23 protein-coding genes are annotated in these 25,425 nt (G+C 63.0%); 5 read left to right on the top strand and 18 right to left on the bottom strand.

Annotation, left to right across the window (positions count from 1 at the left end; all coding sequences use genetic code 11):
* Window positions 1-1,014 (bottom strand): carbohydrate ABC transporter permease, encoded by a 1,014-nt coding sequence (locus tag AC0L2P_RS18705; protein ID WP_473502819.1) that lies wholly within the window; start codon window positions 1,012-1,014, stop codon window positions 1-3.
* Between the two features lie 227 nt (window positions 1,015-1,241).
* Window positions 1,242-2,597, bottom strand: coding sequence for an ABC transporter substrate-binding protein (locus AC0L2P_RS18700; protein WP_473502817.1), 1,356 nt, complete (start codon window positions 2,595-2,597; stop codon window positions 1,242-1,244).
* Between the two features lie 364 nt (window positions 2,598-2,961).
* Between AC0L2P_RS18700 and AC0L2P_RS18695 the strand changes: the two genes are divergently transcribed.
* The gene (locus tag AC0L2P_RS18695) at window positions 2,962-3,984 is read left to right on the top strand and encodes a substrate-binding domain-containing protein (protein WP_473502815.1); all 1,023 of its coding nucleotides are present in this window, start codon (window positions 2,962-2,964) and stop codon (window positions 3,982-3,984) included.
* Between the two features lie 77 nt (window positions 3,985-4,061).
* On the opposite strand, the gene AC0L2P_RS18690 is transcribed toward AC0L2P_RS18695, so the two are convergent.
* The gene (locus tag AC0L2P_RS18690; RefSeq protein WP_473502813.1) at window positions 4,062-4,970 is read right to left on the bottom strand and encodes a LysR family transcriptional regulator; all 909 of its coding nucleotides are present in this window, start codon (window positions 4,968-4,970) and stop codon (window positions 4,062-4,064) included.
* A 79-nt stretch (window positions 4,971-5,049) separates the two neighbouring features.
* On the opposite strand from AC0L2P_RS18690, the gene AC0L2P_RS18685 reads away from it, so the two are divergent.
* The gene (locus AC0L2P_RS18685; RefSeq protein WP_473502811.1) at window positions 5,050-5,544 is read left to right on the top strand and encodes a hypothetical protein; all 495 of its coding nucleotides are present in this window, start codon (window positions 5,050-5,052) and stop codon (window positions 5,542-5,544) included.
* Window positions 5,545-5,549: 5 nt separating this feature from the next.
* Here the strand turns inward: AC0L2P_RS18685 and AC0L2P_RS18680 are convergent, their stop codons facing one another.
* The 15 genes from AC0L2P_RS18680 to puuE all read right to left on the bottom strand — a co-directional run bounded on the left by AC0L2P_RS18680 (window position 5,550) and on the right by puuE (window position 20,999).
* A complete protein-coding gene (locus tag AC0L2P_RS18680; RefSeq protein ID WP_473502809.1) occupies window positions 5,550-7,001 on the bottom strand; it encodes a S8 family serine peptidase in 1,452 nt (483 codons plus the stop codon).
* Window positions 6,991-7,659 (bottom strand): anti-sigma factor, encoded by a 669-nt coding sequence (locus AC0L2P_RS18675; protein WP_473502807.1) that lies wholly within the window; start codon window positions 7,657-7,659, stop codon window positions 6,991-6,993. Before AC0L2P_RS18675 ends, AC0L2P_RS18680 begins: the two co-directional genes overlap by 11 nt.
* Window positions 7,656-8,219, bottom strand: coding sequence for a sigma-70 family RNA polymerase sigma factor (locus AC0L2P_RS18670; protein WP_473502806.1), 564 nt, complete (start codon window positions 8,217-8,219; stop codon window positions 7,656-7,658). Before AC0L2P_RS18670 ends, AC0L2P_RS18675 begins: the two co-directional genes overlap by 4 nt.
* Before the next feature lie 323 nt (window positions 8,220-8,542).
* Window positions 8,543-9,382 (bottom strand): alkaline phosphatase family protein, encoded by an 840-nt coding sequence (locus tag AC0L2P_RS18665; RefSeq protein WP_473502804.1) that lies wholly within the window; start codon window positions 9,380-9,382, stop codon window positions 8,543-8,545.
* Between the two features lie 92 nt (window positions 9,383-9,474).
* Window positions 9,475-11,160, bottom strand: coding sequence for an ABC transporter ATP-binding protein (locus AC0L2P_RS18660; protein ID WP_473502802.1), 1,686 nt, complete (start codon window positions 11,158-11,160; stop codon window positions 9,475-9,477).
* Complete coding sequence (locus tag AC0L2P_RS18655; RefSeq protein ID WP_473502800.1) at window positions 11,160-11,987, bottom strand: ABC transporter permease; 828 nt, start codon at window positions 11,985-11,987, stop codon at window positions 11,160-11,162. The genes AC0L2P_RS18660 and AC0L2P_RS18655 overlap by 1 nt, the downstream gene beginning before the upstream one ends.
* A gap of 11 nt (window positions 11,988-11,998) precedes the next feature.
* Window positions 11,999-12,958: an ABC transporter permease gene (locus AC0L2P_RS18650; RefSeq protein ID WP_473502798.1), complete on the bottom strand. Its 960-nt coding sequence runs from the start codon at window positions 12,956-12,958 to the stop codon at window positions 11,999-12,001.
* A 16-nt stretch (window positions 12,959-12,974) separates the two neighbouring features.
* Window positions 12,975-14,561 (bottom strand): ABC transporter substrate-binding protein, encoded by a 1,587-nt coding sequence (locus AC0L2P_RS18645; RefSeq protein ID WP_473502796.1) that lies wholly within the window; start codon window positions 14,559-14,561, stop codon window positions 12,975-12,977.
* Window positions 14,562-14,715: 154 nt separating this feature from the next.
* Window positions 14,716-16,698: a CocE/NonD family hydrolase gene (locus AC0L2P_RS18640; RefSeq protein WP_473502794.1), complete on the bottom strand. Its 1,983-nt coding sequence runs from the start codon at window positions 16,696-16,698 to the stop codon at window positions 14,716-14,718.
* Between the two features lie 91 nt (window positions 16,699-16,789).
* Window positions 16,790-17,209 (bottom strand): type II toxin-antitoxin system MqsA family antitoxin, encoded by a 420-nt coding sequence (locus AC0L2P_RS18635; RefSeq protein WP_473502792.1) that lies wholly within the window; start codon window positions 17,207-17,209, stop codon window positions 16,790-16,792.
* Window positions 17,210-17,211: 2 nt separating this feature from the next.
* Window positions 17,212-17,412, bottom strand: a complete 201-nt coding sequence (locus AC0L2P_RS18630) for a type II toxin-antitoxin system MqsR family toxin (protein WP_473502790.1) — start codon at window positions 17,410-17,412, stop codon at window positions 17,212-17,214.
* 154 nt (window positions 17,413-17,566) lie between these two features.
* Entirely contained in the window at window positions 17,567-18,160 is a 594-nt protein-coding gene (locus AC0L2P_RS18625; RefSeq protein ID WP_473502788.1) for a nucleoside deaminase, read from the bottom strand.
* Window positions 18,160-18,663: an ureidoglycolate lyase gene (locus tag AC0L2P_RS18620; RefSeq protein WP_473502786.1), complete on the bottom strand. Its 504-nt coding sequence runs from the start codon at window positions 18,661-18,663 to the stop codon at window positions 18,160-18,162. Before AC0L2P_RS18620 ends, AC0L2P_RS18625 begins: the two co-directional genes overlap by 1 nt.
* Window positions 18,660-19,508 carry a bifunctional allantoicase/(S)-ureidoglycine aminohydrolase gene (locus AC0L2P_RS18615; protein ID WP_473502784.1) on the bottom strand — a complete coding sequence of 283 codons (849 nt, stop codon included), beginning with the start codon at window positions 19,506-19,508 and terminating at the stop codon, window positions 18,660-18,662. Before AC0L2P_RS18615 ends, AC0L2P_RS18620 begins: the two co-directional genes overlap by 4 nt.
* A gap of 57 nt (window positions 19,509-19,565) precedes the next feature.
* A complete protein-coding gene (puuE, locus tag AC0L2P_RS18610) occupies window positions 19,566-20,999 on the bottom strand; it encodes an allantoinase PuuE (RefSeq protein ID WP_473502783.1) in 1,434 nt (477 codons plus the stop codon).
* Between the two features lie 173 nt (window positions 21,000-21,172).
* Here puuE and uraH point away from each other — a divergent pair, with 173 nt between their 5' ends.
* Genes uraH through xdhB form a run of 3 tightly spaced genes read left to right on the top strand, consistent with a single transcriptional unit; the run spans window position 21,173 to window position 25,381 of the window.
* A complete protein-coding gene (uraH, locus tag AC0L2P_RS18605) occupies window positions 21,173-21,547 on the top strand; it encodes a hydroxyisourate hydrolase (protein WP_473502781.1) in 375 nt (124 codons plus the stop codon).
* A 1-nt stretch (window position 21,548) separates the two neighbouring features.
* Window positions 21,549-23,030 carry a xanthine dehydrogenase small subunit gene (gene xdhA, locus AC0L2P_RS18600; RefSeq protein ID WP_473502779.1) on the top strand — a complete coding sequence of 494 codons (1,482 nt, stop codon included), beginning with the start codon at window positions 21,549-21,551 and terminating at the stop codon, window positions 23,028-23,030.
* Entirely contained in the window at window positions 23,030-25,381 is a 2,352-nt protein-coding gene (xdhB, locus tag AC0L2P_RS18595; RefSeq protein WP_473502777.1) for a xanthine dehydrogenase molybdopterin binding subunit, read from the top strand. The genes xdhA and xdhB overlap by 1 nt, the downstream gene beginning before the upstream one ends.
* Window positions 25,382-25,425 lie beyond the last annotated feature (44 nt).

The following is a 25,425-nucleotide window of genomic DNA, read 5'->3' as shown; positions in this document are numbered from 1 at the left end:
TCAATGCCCTTCCGTCTCTTTGTTCGCCTGGCGGATGTTCCAGACCATGATCGGAATGACCGCTATCATGATGATGATGGCGATGGTGGCACCGCGGCCGAAATCGCCGCCGCCGCGGAACATCCAGTCGAACATCAGATTGGCCAGCACCTGGCTGTTCCACTGGCCGTTGGTCATGGTCAGCACGATGTCGAAAACCTTCAGCACCAGGATGGTGATGGTGGTCCAGACGACGGCGATCGTGCCCCAGATCTGCGGCACCATGATCTTCCAGAAGATCTGGAAAGGGTTGGCGCCGTCGATGACGGCGGCTTCCAGCGTCTCTTCTGGAATGCCGCGCAAGGCCGACGACAGGATGACCATGGCAAAGCCGGTCTGGATCCAGATCAGGATGATCATCAGGAAGAAATTGTTCCAGAACGGCAGCGAGATCCAGACCTGCGGCTGGCCGCCGAAATACTGGACGATGGCGTTGAGCAGGCCGATCTGTGTCTGGCCCTCGCCGCGATATTCGTAGATGAATTTCCAGATGACGCTGGCGCCGACGAATGAGATGGCCAGCGGCAGGAAGATCAGGCTCTTGGCGATGGTGCCCCACCAGATCTTGTCGGTGAGCACGGCGATGATCAGCCCGAGGAAGGTGCAGGCGGCCGGCACCACCGCCAGCCACAGGATGTTATTGAGGATCGAGTTGCGGAACTCGCGGTCGCCGAACGCCCATTGATAATTGGCCAAGCCGACGAAATGGGCGCCGCCGCGATCGAGGAACGACAGCCTCAGTGTCTCCACCACCGGGTAGATCAGGTAGATGGTGAGGATGATCATCGCCGGGCCGACGAACAGCCAGGGCCGGATCACCCCCTGCCGGCGCAGATTGTTAATCGCCGCCTTGCCGGAAACGCCGCGTGCCGGAAAGATCGTGTCGAGAGCCTTGTTGGCGCCCCAGAAATAGGCGACGCAGCCGCCCACGCCGATGATGATGACGAATATCGCCGAAAAAATCTGAGCCGCCATGGGTCCCTCCCCCTGCGCACGGATCCGCCAGTCGAGAATGGCTTTGGCGACGGGATCATGCGCCGATTCAGTTGTCTGGAGCGCGACCAGCCGGAAAGCAGGTCACTGGGCGCGCGTCATGCCGGAATGCATTGTGCTCACGACAATCGACGTGACGCCAAGCACCGGATAGGATCCGGGCCGTTTTGAGGCCCGGATCGCATCAAATCGGAACTCAAGCCGGCCGCTTACTTGATCGCGTCCCAGCTTTTCTGGATGTCGGTGGCGACGTCCTGGGCGGACTTGCCGCCGACGAGGTCGATCATGCCCGTCCAGAACGCACCGGCGCCGATCTTGCCCGGCATCAGGTCGGACCCGTCGAAGCGGAACGTTGAGGCGTTGGCCAGGATATCGCCCTGCTTCTTCAGCGCGTCGCTGGCATAGGCGTCCTTGTTGACCGACTTGAACGGCGTCACGAAGCCGCCCTGCGCCATCCAGATCTCATGAGCGAGCGGCAGCTTCAGGAATTCGATGAACGCGCGGGCACTCTTGCTATCCTTGGTGATCATGGCCAGCGTGCCGGCGCCGAGCACCGGAGTGCCGAGCTCGGGCTTGGAGGCGTAAGGCGGGTAGTAGAAGAAGTCGGCATCCTCGCCGATCTTGGTGCCTTGCGGGAAGAAGGTCGGGATGAACGATGCCTGGTGGTGCAGATAGCATTTCGGCGGCACCGAGAAGAGGCCCTTAGGGCTGTCGCGGAAATCGGTCGCCGCAACCGCCTTGGCGCCGCCCTCGACCATCTTGTCGTCGGTCGCGATCTTGCCGAAAATGTCGATGGCGTTGACCACTGCCGGGTCGTTGAACGGAATTTCGTTCTTCACCCATTTGTCGTAGGTCTCGGGCGTCTGGGTGCGCAGCATGATGTCTTCGACCCAGTCGGTCGCCGGCCATCCGGTGGCGCCGCCCGATCCAAGCCCGATGCACCATGGCGTGCCGCCGTCGGCGATGATCTTCTTTTCGAGCTCGGCAAGCTCTTCCTGCGTCTTCGGCACCTTGTAGCCGGCTTCCTCGAAATTATCCGGCGAGTACCAGACCAGCGATTTCACGTCGGCCTTGTAAGGAAAGGCGAAGAAGCCGGGCTTGCCGTCCTTGTCCTTGAAGGTGCCGAGGTCGACCCAGGATTGCCCGGCGCCGTAATTGTCCTTGACCCAGTTGGCGGTGTCGTCGCCGAGCGGCGTCAAAAGGCCCTTCGATGCCAGATCCTGGATCAGGCCCGGTTGCGGCAGCACGGCGATGTTGGGCGGGCTACCGGCCTGCGTGTCGATGACGATCTGCTGCTCGTAATTCTCCGACGAGGAGTACTTGATCTCGGCGCCGGTGGCTTCCGAGAAGTAATCGAGAACGGTGCGGATAAGCCCTTCGTCCTCGCCGCGCCACGGGCCGAAGATCGTCAGCGTCTCGCCCTTGAGGTCGACCTTCTTGAGCTCTTCGTAGTTGGCCCAGTTGAAACGGGGATCTTCGCCCGGCTTGAACTTCAGTTCGGCTTGCGCGGGCATGGCCAGAGCGAGCGTGGCAAACGCGGCGCCCAGCAGAAGCATTTTCTTCATCGGTATTCCCTTCCAGTGGTGACAAACACCGAACGAAACCTCCATTCCGTCCGCCGGCGCTGCAGGACTGTGACTCAGTCGGAAAGGAACTGCAACCTTTCGTAGAGTCTTCCAAAGCGCTTTGGTCATCTTGATCTCGCCACTGAATTGATCGCGAGTCAAGAGGAAGCCAGGCTAATCGATTTAATTTCTGCGGGCCTGGTGCCGACGAAAGTGCGCTGCAGCACAGTTTTCTGGCAATGCAGCAGCAAATTCGGCTTCAAACCGGTCCGAACCGTGCGTATGGTCACTGCGCTCGGCAACGCGGTTCGCAGCGGCCAGCTCGATTCAGATTAAAAGCGCTTTGAGCCTTGGAGGCCTTCCGGTGAATCTCAAGCAACTCTCCCATATGCTGGCGCTTTCGCAGACCACGGTCAGCCGCGCATTGAACGGCTACCCGGAAGTCAACGAGGAGACGCGCCGGCGGGTGGTCGATGCCGCCAAGCGCCACGGCTATCGCCCCAATCCGAGCGCGCGCCGGCTGGCAACCGGCAAGACCGGCATGATCGGCTATGTGCTGCCGACGGGAACGACCGTCGATATCGACCCGCATTTCGTCGAGTTCCTGTCCGGCCTCGGCGATTATGCGCGTTCGCACGAGTTCGACCTGGTGCTGTCACCGGCCGATGCCGACGACCAGGAGACGACCTACCGCCGCATTGTGGCCAACCGGCAGGTCGACGCGGTCTATATCTCCTCGCCGAGGCCGACCGACCGGCGGGTGGCGCTGGTCAATACGCTCGGCATTCCCTTCATCGTCCATGGCCGCAGCGAAGGCTTCGATTTCGACTATCCCTTCACCGACATCGACAATGAGGGCGCCTTCCACGAGGCGGCGCGGCTACTCGTCCAGCTCGGTCACAGGCGTCTGGCGCTGATCAATGGTGATGATCGCGAGACCTTCGCCATCCATCGCGAGCGCGGCGTGCGGCGCGCACTTGCGGCGAGCGGCCTGATGCTCAGTGAACAGCATGTCTGTTCCCTCACCATGACCGAGGAGAACGGCTACCGCGCCGCCAGACGCTTGCTGGAACAAAGCGACGCGCCGACGGCGATCGCCTGCTCCAGCCTGATCATGGCGCTCGGCGTGGTGCGCGCGGTGCGCGATCTCGGCCTGACCATTCCGGGCGACCTGTCGCTGATCGCCCATGACGACGTCTTTCCCTGGCTGAAGCCGGAAAATTTTTCGGTGCCATTGTCGACGACGCGCTCGTCGATCCGCCTGGCGGGCGCACGCATCGCCGAACGGCTGGCGGCGCGGATTTCCGGCCTGGAGGAGGGCGCTCGCGGCGAGGTCTGGCCGGTCGACCTGGTGGTCAGGGGATCGGTCGCCGGCGCGCCTGCCTAAGGGCACAACTCAATCACTCTGAAAGGCCGAGGTCGACCTTGGCGGCTGTTGGCAGCATCAGCGAGTGCGTCCTGGTCTCAGGCCGCGGATTTGAGGTGATCGATGAAGGCGCGCAGCTTCGGCAGGACTTGGCGCTTGCCAGGATGATAGAGGAAGACACCCGGCGTCGTCGTGGCGATGCTGTCCAGCACCGACTTGAGTTTTCCTTCTTCTATCGGACCTTCGGCGAGTGGTCGTGGTGTCTGCGCCAGCCCAACGCCCCGCGTCGCAGCCCCGACCAATGTCGAATAGTCGTGCGCGATCAGCGGGCCTGAGACGACCGCTTCGATTGCGCCGTTGCCGTCGATGAACGACCAGGGCGCGATGCTGCCATTCGAACGGCGCAAGCGTAAGCAGGCGTGGTGGCGCAAGTCGTCGACACGCTCGGGACGGCCGTGGCGCTCGAGATAGTCAGGGCTGCCGACGACCACGAACGAGAACGGCGCTGTCAGCCGCACCGCAACCATGTCGGGGGCGATGAGCTGCCCGAGGCGAATGCCGGCGTCGAACCCGCCGGTCGCGAGATCGACCATCTGGTCGCTCACGGCGATCTCCAGTTCGATCTCAGGATAGGCTTGGCAGAACGACGCGATCACCGGCTCCAACATCAGCGGCACGATGGCGCGGGGCACGGACAGGCGTAGCAGACCGGTCGGCCGTTGGCCGATATCGCGGGCGGCCTCGCCGGCCGCGACAAGCTCTTCGAATGCCGGGCCGGCACGGTCTAGGAACCGCTGGCCAGGCTCGGTTAAACCAACGCTCCGCGTCGTGCGGACGAACAGCGCCGTGCCCAGGCGGGCTTCCAGTGCGCGCACCGCCTGGCTCACGGCGGACGGCGTCACGCCGAGATCAGCGGCGGCACGGCGGAAGCTGCGGCGCCTGGCGACGGCCAGGAACGCCTCGACGCCCTCCAGCGCACCATGCCGGACTGTGTAGTTCTGCTTCATAGGTTGTTGTGATTACACCGGATAGTCGAATTGCGGTAGCGGGCTTAAAGCCGCGTGAATCAACTGTTGAGGAAGCCAAATGTCCACGGAAATGGTATTCCAAACCCATCTTGTTCTCGGCTACGTCGCGTGGCTGCTTTGCTTCGGCGCGTACGGTTTGCCGTGGCTCAGGTCGATGGACTGGGTCGCAGCGCAACGCGCTATCGCTACGCTGCACAGCTTCCGCTTCTTCGGGCTCGTCTTCATGGTTCCAGGCGTCGTAAGCTCCAATCTGCCCGCCGATTTCGGCGTGTTCGCCGCCTACGGCGATTTCGCGACTGGCGTGCTGGCCATGCTGGCGCTGCTCACGGTTAGGATACGCCCGCTCTTCTGGCCGTTGGTCGTCGCCTTCAACGTCGTAGGGACGGTCGACCTCGTCGTCGACTATTACCACGCCATTCAGATCGGCCTTCCTGCACGCGCGGGAGAACTGGGCGCCACCTACGCGATCCCGATCATCTACGTACCGCTGCTGATGATCACGCACATCGCCGCATTCTATTTTCTGGTTCGTCCTCGGCAAAACGCGACTTGAGCGGGCTATTGCTTCGCCGTCTCGGCCGCCTTCATGTCCAGCAGCCCAAAGCCGAAATCATAGTCGCGTCCCTTGGGGCCGAGATCTTTTGCCGTGGCGGCAAGTGTTTTCTCGACCCAGTCGGCGGAGCGGTCGGGCGCCGCATGCAAGAGATTGGCGACGGCGCCGGTCACGATCGCCGCCGCAAAGGAAGTCCCGCTCACCACATCCGAGCCGGCGCCGCTCGGCGCCACCATCTCGACGCCGGGAGCGGAGATGAAGACGTAGGCGCCGCGATTGGCCTGCGCCATCAACCCGTCCTTGGCGTCGGTGGCCGTCACCGCGATCACGCCGTCGAAGGCGGCCGGATAACCATAGGGCGCCTTCGGTCCGTTATTTCCGGCGGCCGCGACCAGCACGATGCCAAGCGCGCGTGCATTGCGGCAGGCGATGTCGAGCAAGTCGTTCTTCGGACCGACGAAGCTCATATTGATGATGCGGACATCCTGCTCCGCCGCCCAGTCGAGCGCCGAAAGGATGACGTCCATGCTCGACTTGCCGCCCTCGAAGGCGCGGGCGTGGTAGATCCCGGCGCCCGGCGCCATGCCTTTGAACGCGCCGGTGCCGGCGATCAGGCCGTCGACCGAAGTACCGTGGTCGCGCGCCTTGATCGGCACATCGGGCATGGCATCGAACTGCCCGGCAATAACGCCGGAAAGCGCCGGATTGCTGTCGTCGATGCCGGTGTCGATGACGCCGACGCGGATATTCTCGCCGCTGGCCGCGTCGGCGTCGAGTGCGATGCGCTCGAACGCATAATTGACGATACTGGCCGTCTGCTGCAGCGCATAGACGTGGTTGGCCTCACGCCGCAAAGTACGGCCGCCGGCGGCAAGCTGCGCCAGCACGACGCCGACCGGGCGGCCATCGGGTATGCCGAAGCGCACCAGTGTGTTGCCGAGCAGCCGCGACTGCCGCTGCGAGCGTATTTCGAGGCCGAACGAGGCGGCGATCCGCTGGACCGCGCCGGCATCGCCAGTGACGGTGACCAGCACCTCGTCGGGCACGAAATCGCCGATCACGGCGCGCGGCGGCTCGGTTGCGACAAGATCGGTGGGTGCTACGACCGGACCACCCGACGCGGCAGCCTGTATTGCCGGGGCGCCCGAAGGCGGAGCGGGCGGCGGGGCCGCAGTATTGCCAGGAGGTGTCGGCGCCCCGGCGACTACGGCGGGATTGGGAAACAGGTCGACAATCAAGCCCGGAAGAAACACGGCGCCCGTCGTTCCAGGAGCCGGCGCTTTGCCGCCATCCTTCACGCCGCCGCCATCCGTGGCGCAGTCGGCGTTGGCGGCACTTGCCCGGTTCAGGCAGTCGATCTCAGCCTGGCTGAGGTTCGGGTCGTTGGTCTGCGCCATTGCGGATGCGGCGGAGATTGTGATTGCCGCCGTCAATCGAATGACCGCCTTAGCCGCCATCAGCCGGTTTCCTTCCCTCCAGGGCAGCTTCGGTGAAAGGCTGGGCGGCAATAAGGCCAAGCAGCTTCTGATAGTCGGCGGCGGTCTTGGCCGGAACGCCGAGCCGGAAGATGCCGTCGGCGGTCGGCCCGCCGGCGATATTCAACTGGTTCTGGTCGAGAAAAGCGACGATTTCGGACAACTTCGCATCCGCTTTGAATTTCACCAGGGCAAACGGCATTTTGGCCAGATCGTCCTCCGATCCGGCAATCTCGAAGTCACCGCCTCTGTTGCCGGTCTGCACAAAGGATTGCGTGACGACCAGAGCCAGCAGCACCGCGGCCGCGGCCCAGGCGACGCCGGCGGGCACCGCCTTGAAGCGGCTCCAGGCCTGCGCCAGCCAGGACGATGCCACAGGCGCACGGGACGGGCCGGCCTCGGCGTCGAGCGCCTTGGCGAAGCGGCTGAGCGCATCGGCCGGCGGGCGGATTGCCTCGTTTGCGGCAGCGGTGCCGGAGAATTCGGCCTCGGCCTCACCCAGTGCGGCCATCGCCGCCGGATCGCTCGCCAGCCATTCCTCGATGGCTTCGAGCTCGGCGCCCTCCAGCGAGCCGTTCAGATAAAACGGCAGCAGCATTTCCATTTCGTCGCGGCGTGACATTTTTTCAGCGGCGCTCATGGCCACCCCCTGTCGTAACCGGCGGCCTTGAGGGCTTCGCCGAGTTTCTTGCGGGCGTAGAACATCCTGGTCTTGACCGTGGCGACCGGGATGCCGAGTACCTCGCCGATCTCGCTCACCGATTGCCCGTGATAATAGGCAAGGTCGATCACCGTGCGGTGCTCTTCCGGCATGGCATCGATGAAGCATCGCAAGGCAGCGGCCTTGTCTTCCTTCATCGTCACGACTTCCGGCGTGTCGGCGACGTCGGCGACCTGGGCCGCGTCATCGTCGTCGATCCAGTCTTCCTTCTTCTTGCGCAACAGGGACAGCGCCTTGAAGCGGGCAATGCCGAGCAGCCATGTCGAGACCTCCGAGCGCCCCTCGAAGACCGGCGCCTGTCGCCAGAGTTCGAGGAACACCTCGTTCGCGATATCGTCGGCCATCAGTTCCGATCCCGTCTGGCGTGCCACGAAGCGGTAGACCCGCGCGTGGTGGCGCATGAACAGGAGCCGCCCGGCGGCACGGTCGCCCTTCGCGACCCGCTCGACGAGCGCGCGATCGGTCTCCGCGGCCGTCATCGCCGGTCGAGCCGCCCGGCTCCTGCCTGCTCTGTCGCTGATCGGCCCAAAAAGGTTCACCGCATCCGCCCGAGGACTTTTGCGGAGGCTAGCCGAAGAGCGGGAGCGTGGCCAGAGTATACCGTTCTCCCCCTTTTTAGGGATACTGTCTAGGCCGTCAGGCTCGCAATGACGGCGGCCAAAAGGCGGCTCATAGCCATCGGGCAAGGTGCAGTCGTTCAGTCTCGGGCGGGCGTAATTGGATGCAGGGATTCCCGACAGTTTTGTCACTCACCGGTCCGCTGCCGGGCGACTAAGGTCCCGATCGCAAACGGCAATCCAAATCAGTCGAGAAATGGCTTTGCCTTCATCGTCGCCGGCACCGGCACGCCGAGGCGCGCAAGCACCGTCGGCGCAAGCTGCAGCTGATCGAGCAGCGTATTGGCTTTCGGACCCGCGCCGGGCCCGAAGTAGTAAAGTGCGAAATCCTGCATCTCCTCGTCATGGCCGCCGTGATGGCCGCGATCGGTCTGGCCATGATCGGCGGTGACGATCACCTCGTAGCCGTCCTCCCGCCAGCGCGGCAGGAAGCCGGCGAGCATGGCGTCCATTGCATAGACGGCATGATCCATTTCATGGCAATCATGGCCGAAGCGGTGGCCCATCGAGTCCAGAGTGCAGCTGTGCAGGATGCCGTAGTCGATGCCGTAGCGCCTGGTCAGCATGGTCAACGTCGCGAACAGGTCGACGTCGCTCGGCGTCATCTGGTTCGTGGCATTGTAGCCGCTCATGGTATGGAACCGGCCATGGCTGATCGGCCTGCCCGGCTGGTCGAACTCCAGGTCCTCGACCAGATCGAAGGGATAGGCCCGGAAGAATTCGGACCAGTAGGAATGGGTGACCGCACCCGTCTTGCCGCCGGCCCTGCTGACTTCGGAAAAGATGTCCGGCTGTTCGATGCGAAACCGGTTCTCGTTCGACAGGATACCGTGCACTTGGGGCGGCACGCCGGTGTGGATCGAGGCATAGCAGGATGCCGAGGTCGACGGCAGGACGGAGCGCATTTTCCATACGCGCGCTTCGCCTGATTGCACCCAGCCTTCGAGATTGCCCATCAGCCGTCGCCAGTTTCGGTAAGGCACGCCGTCGAGGATGATGAGCAATAGTTTTGTCTTGAGCGCCATAGGCAGCTCCATGTGCCTTAATCGGATAGTCAGGGCCGGGCTGCCGTTCGATCCACGCCCGGACCGGATCGTCGGGCGCAATGGCCGGCGCGCTAGTTCCCCGCGCTGGCCATGCGGCGTCCCTTGATCGCCTTTTCCAGCCAGCCGATCTCCATTTCTGGCACCGACGACAGCAAAAGATCGGTGTACGCATCGAAAGGTGGCGTCAGCACGGTGCTCTTGGCGCCGTAGCGCACCACTTCGCCGCGATACATCACCGCGATCGAATCGGCGATCGACTTGACCGTCGCCAGGTCGTGGGTGATGAACAGATAAGCGACATTTTCCTCTTTCTGCAGCTCGAGCAGCAGTTCCAGTATGCCGTGGGCGACCAGCGGGTCGAGCGCCGAGGTCACCTCGTCGCAGATGATCAGCTTCGGCTTGGCGGCGAGCGAACGGGCGATGCAGACGCGCTGCTTCTGGCCGCCCGAAAGCTCGGCCGGATAGCGGTCGACATAGCCCTTGCCCATTTCGATCTTGTCGAGCAGTTCGGCGACGCGTTTGTCGCGCTCGCGCCCGCGCATTCCAAAATAGAATTCCAGCGGCCGGCCGATGATGGTGCCGACCGTCTGGCGCGGGTTCATCGCCACATCGGCCATCTGGTAGATCATCTGCAGCTGCCGCAGATCCTCCTTCGGCCGGTCGGCCAGCCGGTTGGCGAGCGGCCGTCCGTCGAAGGTGACGGTGCCCTGTTCGGGCGGCAAGAGGCCGGTGATGGCGCGCGCCAGCGTGGATTTGCCGGAGCCGGACTCGCCGACCACCGCCAGCGTCTGGCCCGGGAAAATGTCGACCGAGACGTTCTTCAGCACCTTGATGTGGCTGCGGCCATAGGCGGCGGTGATGTTCTTGACCGACAGGAACGGGCTCGTGCCGGGCTTCTGCTCCTGGTGTTCGATCTCATGCACCGAAACCAGTGCGTTGGTGTACTCCTGGCGCGGCTCCTTGATGATCTGGCGGGTGCCGCCCCATTCGACCAGCCGGCCGTGGCGCAGCACCATGATCTCGTCCGAAACCTGGGCGACGACGGCAAGATCGTGGGTGATATAGAGCGCCGCGACATGCGTGTCGCGGATGGCGTCCTTGATCGCCGCCAAGACGTCGATCTGCGTCGTCACGTCGAGCGCAGTGGTCGGCTCGTCGAAGACGATCAGGTCGGGCTCCGAGCACAGCGCCATTGCCGTCATCACGCGCTGGAGCTGACCGCCCGACACCTGGTGGGGGAAACGCTCGCCGATGCTTTCGGGGTTCGGCAGGCTAAGCTTCTTGAACAGCGCCACGGCGCGCTTTTCAGCTTGCGCCCGCGTCGCCGTGCCGTGCAGGAGTGCTGCCTCGACCACCTGGTCCATCAGCCTGTGCGCCGGATTGAAGGCCGCTGCCGCCGATTGCGCGACATAGCAGACCTCGCGGCCGCGCAATTTGCGGAACCCTTCGTTGCCGCCCTTCAGGATGTCGCGGCCATTGAGGATGACCTCGCCGCCGGTGATGCGCACGCCGCCGCGGCCGTAGCCCATCGACGACAGGCCGATGGTCGACTTGCCGGCGCCGGACTCGCCGATCAGTCCGAGCACCTTGCCCTTTTCGAGCGTCAGCGAGACATCGTGCACCAGCACGATGTTCTTCGGCGCCTCGCCCGGCGGATATACCGTGGCCTCGATGCGCAGATTGCGGATGTCGAGCAGCACGCCGGACTTCAGTTGCCCCGACTTCGGTTGCCCGGGCTTCGGTTGCTTGTCAGCCATCACCCGCGTCCTCCCTTCAGGCTTGTCGTGCGGTTGAGCACCCAGTCGGCGACGAGATTGACGGAAATCGCCAGCGCTGCGATCGCCGCCGCCGGAATGAGGGCGGCGCCTATGCCGAAGACGATGCCATCCTTGTTTTCCTTGACCATGCCGCCCCAATCGGCGTCCGGCGGCTGCACGCCAAGCCCGAGGAAGGACAGTGTCGACAGGAACAGCACGGCATAGATGAAGCGCAGGCCGAGTTCCGAAACAAGCGGCGACAGCGCATTGGGCAGGATTTCGCGGAAGATGATCCAGCCGCTGCCTTCGCCGCGCAATTTGGCCGCCTCGACATAGTCCATGACGTTGATGTCGACGGCGACCGCTCGTGACAGGCGATAGACGCGGGTCGAATCCAGAACGCCCATGACCAGGATCAGCATCACCAGATTGGATGGCAGCACCGAAAGCACGACAAGGGCCATGATCAGCGTCGGGATCGACATCAGAAGGTCGACAAGCCGTGACAGCAGCGTGTCGAACCAGCCGCCGAAAACCGCTGCCGAGAAGCCGAGGATGGCGCCGAGCGAGAAGGACAGCGCCGTAGCCAGCACCGCAATGAACAGCGTGATGCGGGCGCCATAGATCATGCGCGACAACAGATCGCGACCGAGATTATCGGTGCCCAGCCAATGCGCCGCCGACATCGGTTCCCAAGGGACGTCGCTGACGATCTCGGCATTGCCATGCGGCGCGATCCACGGCGCAAAAATCGCCGCCAGAACGAACAGCGCCGTCAGCACAATGCCGATCAATGCCGGGATGGGGATGCGTTTGATGACGAGCATACCCGACCCCTTCATTTCGGATGTCTAAGGCGCGGATTGGCGACGATCGCCGCTATGTCCGCGATGATGTTCAGGCTGATGTAGACGGCGGCGAAGATCAGCCCAACCGCCTGAACCACCGGCACGTCGCGCTTGGTGACGTGGTCGACGAGATATTGTCCCATGCCTGGATAGACGAAGATCACTTCGACAACGACGACGCCGACGATGAGGTAGGCCAGGTTGAGCATGACGACGTTGATGATCGGCGCAATCGCATTGGGGAAGGCATGCCTGCGGATGACCGCGAAGGCCGAAAGCCCCTTGAGTTCGGCGGTTTCGACATAGGCCGACTGCATGACATTGAGGATCGCGGCGCGCGTCATGCGCATCATATGGGCGAGCACCACCAGGGTCAGCGCCGCCGCCGGCAATGCTATGGCCTGGATGCGTTCGCCGAAAGGCATCCCGTCATAGACGGTGGAAATGGCGGGAAACCATTGATGTTGCACCGCGAAGAAAAAGACGAGCACATAGCCGACGAAGAATTCCGGGAAGGATGTCGAGGCGAGCGCCAGTCCCGAGATCAGCTTGTCGACCCAGCCATTGCGATAGCGCACCGCGATCAGGCCGAGGATGATCGCCAGCGGCACCGCGACGATCGCCGCCCAGAAGGCGAGGAACAGCGTGTTCCACAGCCTTCCCTCGATCGAGGTTGCGATATCCTGGCCGCTCGACATAGCCGTGCCGAGATCACCGGTCAGGATGCCGCCGAGCCAGCGAAAATAACGGATGTAAGCGGGATCGTTGAGGCCGAGCTGCTCGCGCAGATTGGCGAGCGACTCCGGTGTCGCCGACTGTCCGAGAATGGCTTGCGCGACGTCGCCGGGCAGGATCTGGGTGCCGGCGAAGATCAGGACCGAAACGGCCAATAGAAGGATGATGCCCAGCGCAATGCGCTGGGCCACCAGTTTCACGATGGGTGAGGACATATCCGCAAGGCCGGGCTCAGGCTTCCAGCCAGCACTTCGCCAGGGCATATCCGTTCATCAACTCCTGATGCGGATCATCCACCCAGCCGGCAACCTTGGCGCCCGTCGCGTCGATGAACTGATTGAACATCGGCAGGATCAGGCCGCCCTCGTCGCGCACCATCACAGCCATGTCGTGGTACATTGCCTTGCGCTTGGCCTCGTCGAGCTCGGCGCGAGCCGCCAGCACCATCTTGTCGAAATCCGGACGCTTGAAACGCGTGTCGTTCCAGTCGGCCGTCGACAGGTAGGCGGTAGAGTACATCTGGTCCTGCGTCGAGCGGCCGCCCCAGTATGAGGCGCAGAAGGGCTGCTTGTTCCAGACTTCCGCCCAGTAGCCGTCGCCCGGCTCGCGCTTGATCTCCAGCTTGATGCCGGCCTTGGCAGCACTCTGCTGGAACAACTGTGCGGCGTCGACGGCACCGGGGAAGGCGACGTCCGACGTCCGGAGCAGGACGGCACCGTCATGGCCCGATTTCTTGTAGTGGAACTTGGCCTTGTCGGGATCGTATTTGCGCTGCTCGATCTCGGTGAATAGCGGGTACGATGCATTGATCGGGAAGTCGTTGCCGAGCGAGCCATAGCCACGCAGCACCTTGTTCAGCATCTCCTCGCGGTCGATCGCCAGCTTCAACGCCATGCGCAGATCGTTGTTGTCGAACGGCGCGGTATTGCAGTGCATGATGAAGACGTAGTGGCCGGGTCCCGAATGGTTGCGGATGGTGACGCCGGGCACGCGCTTGATCAGATCGACGATTTTCGGCTCGACCCGGTTGATCATGTGGACCTGGCCGCCCTGGAGGGCTGCGGTACGCGCGGTCGCGTCGTTGATGACGATGATCTCTATCTGGTCGGCATGGCCCATCTTGTCGCCCTGCCAGTAGTTGGCGAAGCGCTCGCCGGCATGGCGCACGCCGGGCTCGTTGGTGGTGACCTTGTAAGGACCCGCCGAGATACCGGCATCGGCCTTGTCCTTACCGCCGTTCGGCTGGATGATCAGGTGATAATCGCTGAGCAGATAGGGAAGATCTGCATTCGGCTCCTTCAGCGTCAGCACCACTTCCTTGCCGCTAGCCTTGATGCTCTCGATGCCTTTCATGTAACCGAGCGCGCCGGACTTCGACTTCTCGTCCGAATGGCGTTCGAGGGTGGCGGCCACGTCCTCTGCAGTCACCTTCTTGCCGTTGTGGAACTCGACGCCATCGCGGATCTTCAGCGTCCAGGTCTTGGCGTCGTCCGACGAGCCAATCTCCTCGGCGATGCGGTTCTCGAGCTTGCCCTCGGGAGACAGCTCGACGATCAGTTCGCCCCACATCTTGCCGAAGGCGAACGGCACCTGCGTCATGAACAGCGCCGGATCGAGGCTGTTGGTGGACTCGCCACCGACCAGGCCGGCCTTGAGCGTGCCGCCCTTGACCGGACCCGCTGCGCGGGAAGCGCTGGAAAGCAGCGAATTGGCGAAGGTTGCGGTGACGCCGAGCGCTGCCGCCCGGCCGAGAAAATCGCGACGGCTCAGCTTGCCGGACGCAACGCGCCGGCTCAGATATTCCAGTTCGTTAGACATGTTGAGTTCCTCACTCTGTTGGTCCGACCTTATGGTCGTTTTCTCATTTCTTATCGGGAGAATAATGACCGTAAGGGAAAGCAGTAAGCAAGACCGAATGCGACATGCCGTGGCGTAAATCGTGCGTCGCAATTGGACCAATCGCTATAAGCGCTCAAAGCAGTTCGCGCGGGATTTTCTCCTCGAAGTTGCGCTCGAAGACCAGTTTCTCGCCTTCATAGGCTTCAATTCTGGCGCTAACCATGAAGCTTTGCGCGTCGGAGCGCATTTCGGCGAAGGTTTCGGTGCGCACCGACCATCCATTTCGCGACAGCGTCTGGGTCCAATGCGTCTTGCCCAACGCTGACAGCGGATCGTCAGGATGGATCACCCATGTCTCTCTGGCGATGCTGCCGTGGGCAAGACCGTGCTCCAGATCGCGCACTTCGCCAAAATCGTCGACGATGGAAAGCGTGATCATTCCGGCCTTTTCGTCGCGATCGACATGACGCTCGGAATTGGCGGGCCGAAGTGTCTCTGTTGCCCACGGGGCAGCACTTTCAGGAGCGGGGAAGGTGACCTCGTCACCTGTCGCCGGCGGGCGCAGCGGTAGCATCAATGTCGCCGCCGACAATTCCAGCCGGACCGGGTCCGGCGACGGCCAGATCATCGGCCAGTACGCGTTCGAAACGGCAACGCGCAAGCGGTGGCCGGCCGGCACGCGATAGGCGCATTGGTCGAGCACCACCCGGGCGCTGACGGTTTCGCCAGGCACCAGCGCTTCGGGAAATTCATGCGAGTTGCGATGCGTCAGGTTGAGCACGCCGTAGGAGATCAGCTCCGACGCTCCGTCCGGATGGACGTCGCACAGCCGAACCGCGATGTTCGCCTGGCGCCGGTCCGACGAAACCCGGACCAGAACTTCGGGAGCACCGACGATGTCGATCACTTCGGTCAGCACCGGCTGGTCGAAACACATCGACAACGCATCGTCGGGGCGCTGGTCACCCGGCAGTTCCGGGCCGAAGGTGAAGGGGAAATATTCGCCACCGGCAAGGCCGCAGTTTTGCGGCGAAGCGACGATAGCGTGGTTGCCTTCAGCGATAAGCTCAACCTCTTGCGTCTTGATGATGGGTGACGGCCATTCGGATTCAGCGACCCAGCGGCCCGGCCGCTCGGGATGCCAGCGCGCCGGACGAACGCTGTCCATCACATAGGCGCGGTAGGCTGGGTCGGCCTCGACGCCGGTATCGGTGCCCTTCAGCCAGCGGTCCCACCAGCGCAAGGCCTCCTGCAGGAAACCGATGCGCGGTTCAGGCGCGGCATAATGCGGGTATTTGTGGATCCACGGGCCGACGATGCCCTTGACCGGCGCCTCGATATTGGCGGCGAGATGGGAAATCGTATTGCGATAGCCGTCATGCCAGCCGCCGATCGACAGCACCGCGGCATGGATGGCCGGATAGTCCTCACAGATGGAGCCGCGCTTCCAGTAGGCATCGCGATGCTGGTGCTTCAGCCACAGCGGCGCCAGGAAGGGCTGGTTCTCCAGCCGGGTCAGCCACAGGTCGCGCCATCTGTTGTCGCCGGCCAGCAACGGATCCGGCGGCCGTGACGAATACGACAGCATGGTCGAGGCCCAGCCGAAATTCTCGATCAGCAGGCAGCCGCCCTTATAATGGATGTCGTCGGCATAGCGGTCGACCGTCGAACAAAGACTGATGACCGCCTTCAGCGCCGCCGGCTGCCTGGCTGCCACCTGTAAGCAATTGAAGCCGCCCCACGAAATGCCCATCATGCCGACATTGCCGTTGCACCAGGGCTGCGCCGCCGCCCAGGCGATGACGTCGCAAGCGTCCTGCAATTCCTGCTCGGAATATTCGTCGTCCATCAGCCCTTCGGAATCGCCATTGCCGCGCATGTCGACGCGGATCGAGGCGTAGCCGTGGCCGGCGAAATAGGGATGCGTCAGCTGATCGCGGTAGATCGTGCCGTCGCGCTTGCGGTAGGGCAGGTGCTCGAGGATCGCCGGCACTGGATCGTCGGCAGCATCTGCCGGCATCCACACCCGCGCCGACAGCCGGCAGCCGTCCGGCATGACGATCCCCATGTCCGGAAATTCGACAGCCTTGCGGGGAAATTCGGTGACGGTTTTCATGGGGGGCATAACGCCCGGCAGCGAGGCGACTTTCAATCGCTATTCGCGACTGGAGCAGCAGATTATGCGACCTGTCAGAGAGGCCGCGCGGCTACCGCAACTCGTCCACCAACTCCGGGTGTTTTTCCAACAGCGTCATCAGCTGAATGGTTGGGCCACTCGGCTCGATCAGACCCCGTTCGTATTTGTCGAAAGCGTTCTCGCCGACCTTGAACAGGGATCCTGCCTCGCGTTGCGAAAGTTTGAGCTTTGTGCGCACGCGACGGATGGTGGCCGGTGCCGGAACGCCGTCGATCTTTTCTTTGAGGATGCGGAGCGCTGCATCGACGACGGTCATGTCGTCTCCGACATGCACGCCGTCACTTCCCGAAGAGGGATAATAACCCGGCAGGTCGATGATCATGCTCTCGCCTTTGTAAGTCACAGTGAACGGACGCACCCCACGCGTCAGCGTTTCTCCTGTTTCGGGGGAGATCATGCTATTCGTTTCGTTATTTTCTTTCATCGCCATGGTCACTTTTCCTTGAACGACATGACCGTGAATTCGGTCAGGACGTCCGCCTGAAATTTCACGTAAAGAACCAGGTCGCGTGCTGGCACATAATAGACATCTTGCCAGACACGATGGTCGGCGAACGGCGTCATCGACTTTACAAACATCTTCCGCGTGATGCCGCCGATCGCCTCGACAATACCGGCGCGATCCCAGCCCAATGGCATCCCGTAGGGCGGACGTCGTGATTGCCAGCGTGTCGACAGAACCCAACTCAGCCTTGATTGCATCAAGGTCGTAAGTGGGTCTGCGTTTCTCCATAAAGGAATTTGCCACCATAAAGGTGGCAACTCAAGCCATTGAACTTTGCTGCATTCAATTCAGCGGGATCTCGTTTTCGTCCTTGCCGGCCTGATAGGCGCCGGACAATTCGTCATAGCGCGATGATATTGTGCGGATACGCGCTTCCAGTCGCAGGCGCTCCGTCTCGGGCAGCGACCGCGCCAGTCGGCGGATCGAGAAGCTCTTCCAATAGGCGTTCTCGGCATTGTAGCCGCCGGGGTCGAGGGTGAAGACCTCCTTCAGGATCTTCAGATCGTGCGGGATGTCGAAGCTGTCGCGCGAATCCTCGTGGCTGAACAGATAGTAGAAATTGTCGAAGCCGGTCCAGGTGATCGCCGACAGGCAGAGCGAGCAAGGTTCATGCGTGGCAAGAAAGATCGCGTCCTTGGTGTCGACGCGCTCGGCCTTCGGCATTTCGTAGAAGCGCTTCAGGCAATGCACCTCGCCGTGCCAGAGCGGATTTTCGATCTCGTTGTTGGTTTCGGCAAGCACCAGCGAACGGTCGTCCTTGCGCAGGATCGCCGCGCCGAACAGTTTATTTCCGTGCGCGACGCCTTCGACGGTCTTCGGCACGATGTCGTGCTCGATGACGTCGAGCAGGCGGTCGATCAGCGAAATGTCGGTCATCACAGGCTCCCATCGGGAAGATCGATCTCATAGGCGTGCGAGAAGTGGCACTCTTCGAGATTGGAGCCGTCGCCGCCACGGTCGACGACCAGGAAGTTCTGGGACTCGCCGATCGGCGTCAGCACGCCGTGCCACAAATTGCGCGGATAGTTGACGCCTTGCCCGGGCCCGGTGATGAAGGCATGCGGCTCGCCCGGGCCTTCCTCGCCGTCATGGCAGACGACGACCAGGAACGGCCGTGGCGACAGCGGGATGAAGGCCTGGCTGCCAAACGGGTGACGCTCCACCATGGTCAGCTTCAACGGCAACTCATAGGGCGTGCCGCGCACCATAGAGATCAGCACGCGCGCATTCGGCCCTCGTGCTTCCGCGGTGGCGAGGTCGTGGTAGCGCTCGGCCTTGCCGCCATTGATCGGATAGTGGTTGTCGCCGCCCATATCGATGACGTCGCCGAATTCGGCGAAATTCTCGCGGGTCAGCGGCCGCGCGACGATGCGAGTCATGGTGAAGGTCTCGCGACGCCGGCGCTGCCAAGCTTGGCGTGGCGGTTCACGTCCTTGTAGAGGAGGTAACGGAATTTGCCTGGGCCGCCGGCATAACAAGCCTGCGGGCAGAAGGCGCGCAGCCACATGTAGTCGCCGGCCTCGACCTCAACCCAGTCCTGGTTGAGACGGTAGACCGCCTTGCCCTCCAGCACATAGAGCCCGTGCTCCATGACATGCGTCTCGGCGAAGGGAATGACCGCGCCCGGCTCGAGCGTGACGATAGTGACATGCATGTCGTGCCGCATGTCGGCCGGATCGACGAAGCGCGTCGTCGCCCATCGGCCTTCGGTACCCGGCATCGGCGTCGGCGTGATGTCCTGTTCGTTGGCGAAGAACGCTTGCGGCGGCACGATGCCGTCGACTGCATCATAAGTCTTGCGGATCCAGTGGAAGCGGACGGCGGCGCCGCTTTCATTGCGCACCGTCCAGCCGCTCGCTGGCGGCAGGAAGGCAAAGCCGCCCGGCCTTAAGCGATGTTTGTTGCCGGCAAGCGAAACGCTGAGCTCGCCTTCGACCACGAACAGCGCACCTTCGGCGGCGGCGTCAAGCTCGGGGCGGTCGCTGCCGCCGCCGGGCGCGAGCTCGACGATATATTGCGAAAACGTCTCGGCAAAACCCGATAGCGGCCGCGACAGCACCCAGACGCGTGTCCCGTCCCAGAACGGCAAGGCGCTGGTGACGATGTCCTGCATCACGCCCTTGGGGATGACGGCATAGGCCTGCGTGAACACAGCGCGGCCGGTCAGCAATTCGCTCTGGCCGGGATGTCCGCCCTGCGGCGCATAATAGGTTCGCTCGGCCATTTTCATCATATCCATAAATTCAAGCCTGTTGCGGAAGCCAGGGCCTATCGCCAAAGCCTATTGCGGAAGCATGTCCTTGAGACGAAGCAGCGCGATGCGCTCGACCTGCCTGCAGGCGGTTTCGAATTCGACATCGTGGCGGTTGCCGATACGCGCCTCGAACTCGGCCAGGATCTCCTCCTTGGTCTTGCCTTTCACGGCGATGATGAACGGGAAACCGAAACTGGTGACGTAGGCGGCATTGAGTTTTGCGAACAGCTCGCGCTCCCTGTCGGTCAGCGCGTCGAGCCCGGCCGAAGCCTGTTCCCTCGTCGATTCCGCCGTCAGCCGCTTGGCCTGCGCCAGTTTTCCGGCAAGATCGGGGTGGGCATTGAGCACAGAGAGCCGCTCGGCCTCGCTTGCCGCGCGAAAGACGCGGCAGAGCGCATTGTGCAGGCCCCCGGCACTGTCATGGGCCGGGCCGAGTTCCAGCTCATAAGCGCGCTCGGCAACCCACGGCGAATGCTCGAACACGCCGCCGAATGCGTGGACGAAGGTCTCGAATTCCATTTTCGACGGGCGTAGCGCCGGCAGCCGGAACGGATGCGTCTCCTGCCAATGTTTTGCAATGTCGATGCGCCGTGCCAGCCAGACCTTGTCGTGTGTTTTGACGTATTCGATGAAGCGCTTCAATGCCGCAACCCGGCCCGGCCGCCCAACCAGGCGGCAGTGCAGGCCGATATTCATCATCCGCGGCCGCCCTGCCTTGCCCTCGGCATAGAGCGTGTCGAAACTATCCCTGAGATAGGCAAAGAACTGGTCGCCCGAGTTGAAGCCCTGCGGCGTGGCAAAGCGCATGTCGTTGGCGTCGAGCGTATAGGGGATGACCAGCTGCGGCTTCGCCGTGCCGTCCGGTGCCACATGCTCGAACCAGTAGGGCAGTTCGTCGTCATAGGTATCCGACACATAGGCGAAGCCGCCTTCTTCCGCCGCCAGCCGCACCGTGTTGATCGAGGTGCGGCCGGTGTACCAGCCGGTCGGCCGCGCGCCTGTCACCTCATAATGCAGCCGGATCGCCGCCTCCATGTCGCGGCGCTCGTCTTCTGGCGCGTGGTCGCGGTAGTCGATCCACTTCAGCCCGTGCGAGGCGATCTCCCAGCCGGCCTCCTGCATCGCCGCGACCTGATCGGGCGAACGCGCGAGGGCCGTGGCGACGCCGTAGCAGGTGATCGGCACTTGCGCCGCGCTGAACAGGCGCAGCAATCGCCAGAAGCCGGCTCGGGCGCCGTATTCGTAGATCGATTCCATGTTCCAGTGGCGCTGGCCGGGCCAGGGCGCGGCGCCGACGATCTCCGACAGGAATGCCTCCGAAGCCTTGTCGCCGTGGAGAACGCAATTCTCGCCGCCCTCTTCGTAATTGACGACGAACTGCACCGCGACATGCGCCCCGCCGGGCCATTTCGGATCCGGCGGATTGGCCCCGTAGCCGCGCATGTCTCGTTCGTAACGCATTCTCGCTCCTGCCGGAAATTGTGATCAGGATAGTCGAAAGGAGTGCCTGCGCATTCCCCCGAAATTTTTGAAAGTGTTTTTGTCGCGCTCCGCTCGACCGGGACTTATGCATCGCCTTTAATTGGCGCACAATTCATGAATAGTGTTCGACCGTGCAGGGAGTGGAGCAGCCAGTGGCGGAAACGTCGAAAGCCGAAGGCGGGCGCCTGACGACCCATGTCCTCGACACGGCGGCCGGCAAACCGGCGGCCGGTCTGTCGATCGAGCTCTATCATCTTGACGGCCAGGCCCGGACGCATCTGAAAACGGTCGTCACCAATGATGACGGCCGTTGCGATGCTCCGCTGCTTGCCGGCGCGGAGTTCCGTACCGGCGAATACGAGCTGGTCTTCGCGGCCGGCGATTATCTGCGCCGACAGGGGACAAAACTGCCGGAACCGGCCTTCCTCGACAATGTGCCGATCCGCTTCGGCATGGCCGAGCCGGTGCACTATCATGTGCCGCTGCTCCTATCGCCCTACGGCTATTCGACCTACCGGGGAAGCTGAGATGGCTGGGATCAAGACACGCAACGAAATCCGTTTCATCCTCAATGGCGAGGACGTCGCGCTCGGCACGGTTGCACCCGACCAGACACTGCTCGATTGGCTGCGGCTCGACCGCTCGCTGCGCGGGACCAAGGAAGGTTGCGCCGAGGGCGACTGCGGCGCCTGCACGGTGCTGGTCGGCAGGCTCTCCGGTGGAACACTGGTCTATGAAAGCGTCAATGCCTGCATCCGCTTCCTTGGCTCGCTCGACGGCACGCATGTCGTGACCGTCGAGCATCTGCGCGGCGAGGCAGGAAAACTGCATCCCGTGCAGCAGGCGATGATCGATTTCCACGGCTCGCAATGCGGCTTCTGCACGCCGGGTTTCGTCATGTCGCTTTATGCCCTGTGGATGCGGTCGCCGGAGCCGTCGGACGCTGCCATCGAAAAGGCACTGCAAGGCAATCTCTGCCGCTGCACCGGCTACGAGGCGATCATGCGCGCCGCACGTGCCATCTCCAGCTACGGCAAGGCGGCAAAGGATCCGTTGGCGGCGGAGCGAAAGGTAGTCACGGCCAAGCTCGAAGCGACGAAGGACGGTTCGCGCATCGAGATCGGCTCCGGCAACAAGCGGCTGATCGTGCCGGCCAATGCCGACGATCTGGCCAGCGTGCTGGCCAAGGAGCCGGGCGCCATTATTGTCGCCGGTTCGACCGATGTCGGCCTTTGGGTGACCAAGCACATGCGCGATATTGCGCCCGCGATTTTCATCGGCAATCTCGATGGTCTGTGCGGGATTTCCGCGGACAACGGCGTCATCTCGATCGGCGCCGGTGTCACCTATACCGAAGCCTTCTCGACGCTAGCGAAACGCATCCCGGCGCTCGGGCCGCTGTTCGACCGCATCGGCGGCGACCAGGTGCGCAACATGGGCACGATCGGCGGCAATATCGCCAACGGTTCGCCGATCGGCGACACGCCGCCGCCGCTGATCGCACTCGGTGCCCGTCTGACGCTGCGCCGCGGCGACAAGCGGCGGACGATCCCGCTCGAGGATTTTTTCATCGCTTATGGCCGACAGGATCGGCAGCCCGGCGAATTCGTCGAGGCCGTGCATGTTCCGGTGCCGGGCAGCGAGACGAAATTCGCCGTCTACAAGATCACCAAGCGCCGCGACGAAGACATCACAGCAGCGCTGGGCGCGTTTTTCCTGAAGCTCGCCGAGGATGGCACGGTGGCGGATGTGCGTATCGCCTATGGCGGCATGGCGGCAACGCCGAAGCGAGCCTTTGGCGTGGAAAAGGCATTGCTTGGCAAGCCCTGGACGGAAGCGACGGTCGAGGCGGCGATGGCCGCGTATGCCGGCGATTTCACTCCGCTGACCGACATGCGGGCAAGCGCCGAATACCGGGCGCTGGCGGCGCGCAACCTGCTGCTGCGCTTCTTTGCCGAAACCACCGGCACCAGCGCGCCGATCCAGGTATTACGGCATGAGGCGGCCTGATGAACAAGCACGCCACCCCAAACCTGAAGGCGCAAAAAATCGCCGGCGGCGTCGCCACCGACCAGCGCCATGATTCCGCGCATAAGCATGTCAGTGGCACGGCCGTCTATATCGACGACATGCCGGAGCCGGCCGGAACGCTGCACGGCTGCCTTGGGCTTTCGACGGCGACGCATGCCGCCATCACCAGCATGGATCTTTCGGCGGTGCGCGCCGCACCCGGCGTCATCGATGTACTGACGGCGAGCGACGTGCCAGGCGAGAACGATATTTCGCCGACCGGCCGTCACGACGAGCCGGTGCTGGCCGACGGCAAGGTGCAATTTTTCGGTCAGCCGATCTTCTGCGTCATCGCCGAAACCCGCGAGCAGGCCCGCCGCGCGACGAGGCTGGCCAAGGTCGAATACAAGGAATTGCCGTTCGTCGCCGATGTCGGCGAGCTCGACCCCCGGAAAGACAAGCTGGTCACGCCGCCGCTGACGCTGAAGCGCGGTGATGCAGCGGCTGCGATCAACGGGGCGCCGCGCCGGCTGAAGGGAAAAATGCGCATCGGCGGCCAGGAGCATTTCTATCTCGAAGGCCATATCGCCTTGGCCATCCCTGGCGAGGACCACGACGTTACCATCTATTCCTCGACCCAGCACCCGAGCGAAATCCAGCACATGGTGAGCCACGCGCTAGGTGTGCCGAGCCACGCGGTGACGGTGGAAATCCGCCGGATGGGCGGCGCTTTCGGTGGCAAGGAAACGCAAGGCAATCAGTTTGCGGCATTGGCCGCTATCGCCGCGAAGAAACATCATCGCGCCGTGAAAATCCGGCCCGACCGCGACGACGACATGATCGCCACCGGCAAACGCCACGATTTCCTCGTCGACTACGAGGTCGGCTTCGACGACGAGGGCAATATTCTGGGCGTAGATTTCATGTTCGCGGCGCGCTGCGGCTTCTCGGCCGACCTCTCCGGCCCGGTCACTGACCGCGCGCTGTTCCATTGCGACAACACCTATTTCTGGCCGGCGGTGCACGCGCAATCGGCGCCGCTCTACACCAATACGGTATCGAACACTGCCTTTCGCGGCTTCGGCGGCCCGCAAGGCATGGTCGGCGCCGAGCGCGTCATCGACGAAGTCGCGTTTGCCGTCGGCAAGGACCCGCTCGAAATCCGCAAGAAGAATTTCTACGGCACCAGCGACCGCAACATCACGCCCTACCACCAGACGGTCGAGGACAACATCATCCACCGCATCATCGCCGAGCTGGAGGCGAGTTCCGATTATGCAAGGCGCCGCCGCACCATCGATGCTTTCAATGCCAACAGCCGCTTCATCAAGCGCGGACTGGCGCTGACGCCGGTCAAGTTCGGCATCTCGTTCACCGCCACCCATTACAACCAGGCCGGCGCGCTGGTGCATGTCTATACCGATGGTTCGGTGCATCTGAACCACGGCGGGACCGAGATGGGGCAGGGCCTCTATGTCAAGGTGGCGCAGGTTGTGGCGGAAGAGTTCCAGATCGACCTCGATCAGGTCAAGATCACCGCGACGACGACCGGCAAGGTGCCGAATACCTCGGCCACGGCCGCGTCTTCCGGCTCCGATCTCAACGGCATGGCGGCGCAGAATGCCGCCCGCCAGATCAAGGACCGGTTGATCAATTTTGCCGTCGAGAGATACCAGGTGCCGCGCGACCAGGTGTTGTTCCTGCCCAACCGCGTGCGCATCGGCAACCAGGAGATCGCCTTCGCCGATCTCGTCAGGCAGGCCTATATGGCGCGCATCCAGCTTTCGGCGGCGGGTTTCTACAAGACGCCGAAAATCCATTGGGACCGCGACAAGGGCGAGGGCCATCCCTTCTACTATTTTGCCTATGGTGCCGCGTGCTCGGAAGCCTCTGTGGACACGCTGACCGGCGAATATATCGTCGAGCGCACCGACATCCTGCACGAAACCGGCCGCTCGCTGAACCGCGCCATCGACCTCGGCCAGATCGAGGGCGGCTTCATCCAGGGCATGGGCTGGCTGACGACGGAGGAACTGTGGTGGGACGACAAGGGGCGGCTGCGCACCCATGCGCCATCTACCTACAAGATCCCGCTCGCGTCGGACCGGCCGAAGATTTTTAATGTGACTTTGGCCGACTGGGCGCAAGCAGGCGAGCCGACGGTGCACCGCTCCAAGGCGGTCGGCGAGCCACCCTTTCCGCTCGCAATGTCGGTGCTGCATGCGCTGTCGGACGCAGTGGCGAGCGTTGCCGGCCACAAGATCTGCCCGTGCCTCGACTCGCCGGCCACGCCGGAGCGGGTGCTGATGGCGATCGAACGGCTGAGGCGGGAAGCCAAGGCCGGCACTTGAATCCCGGAAAACGTGCAATTCAGGCCGAAAAACTCTATATTTCC

The organism is Mesorhizobium sp. WSM4836 (assembly GCF_055811815.1).
This window is presented reverse-complemented; position numbering and strand designations above follow the sequence as displayed.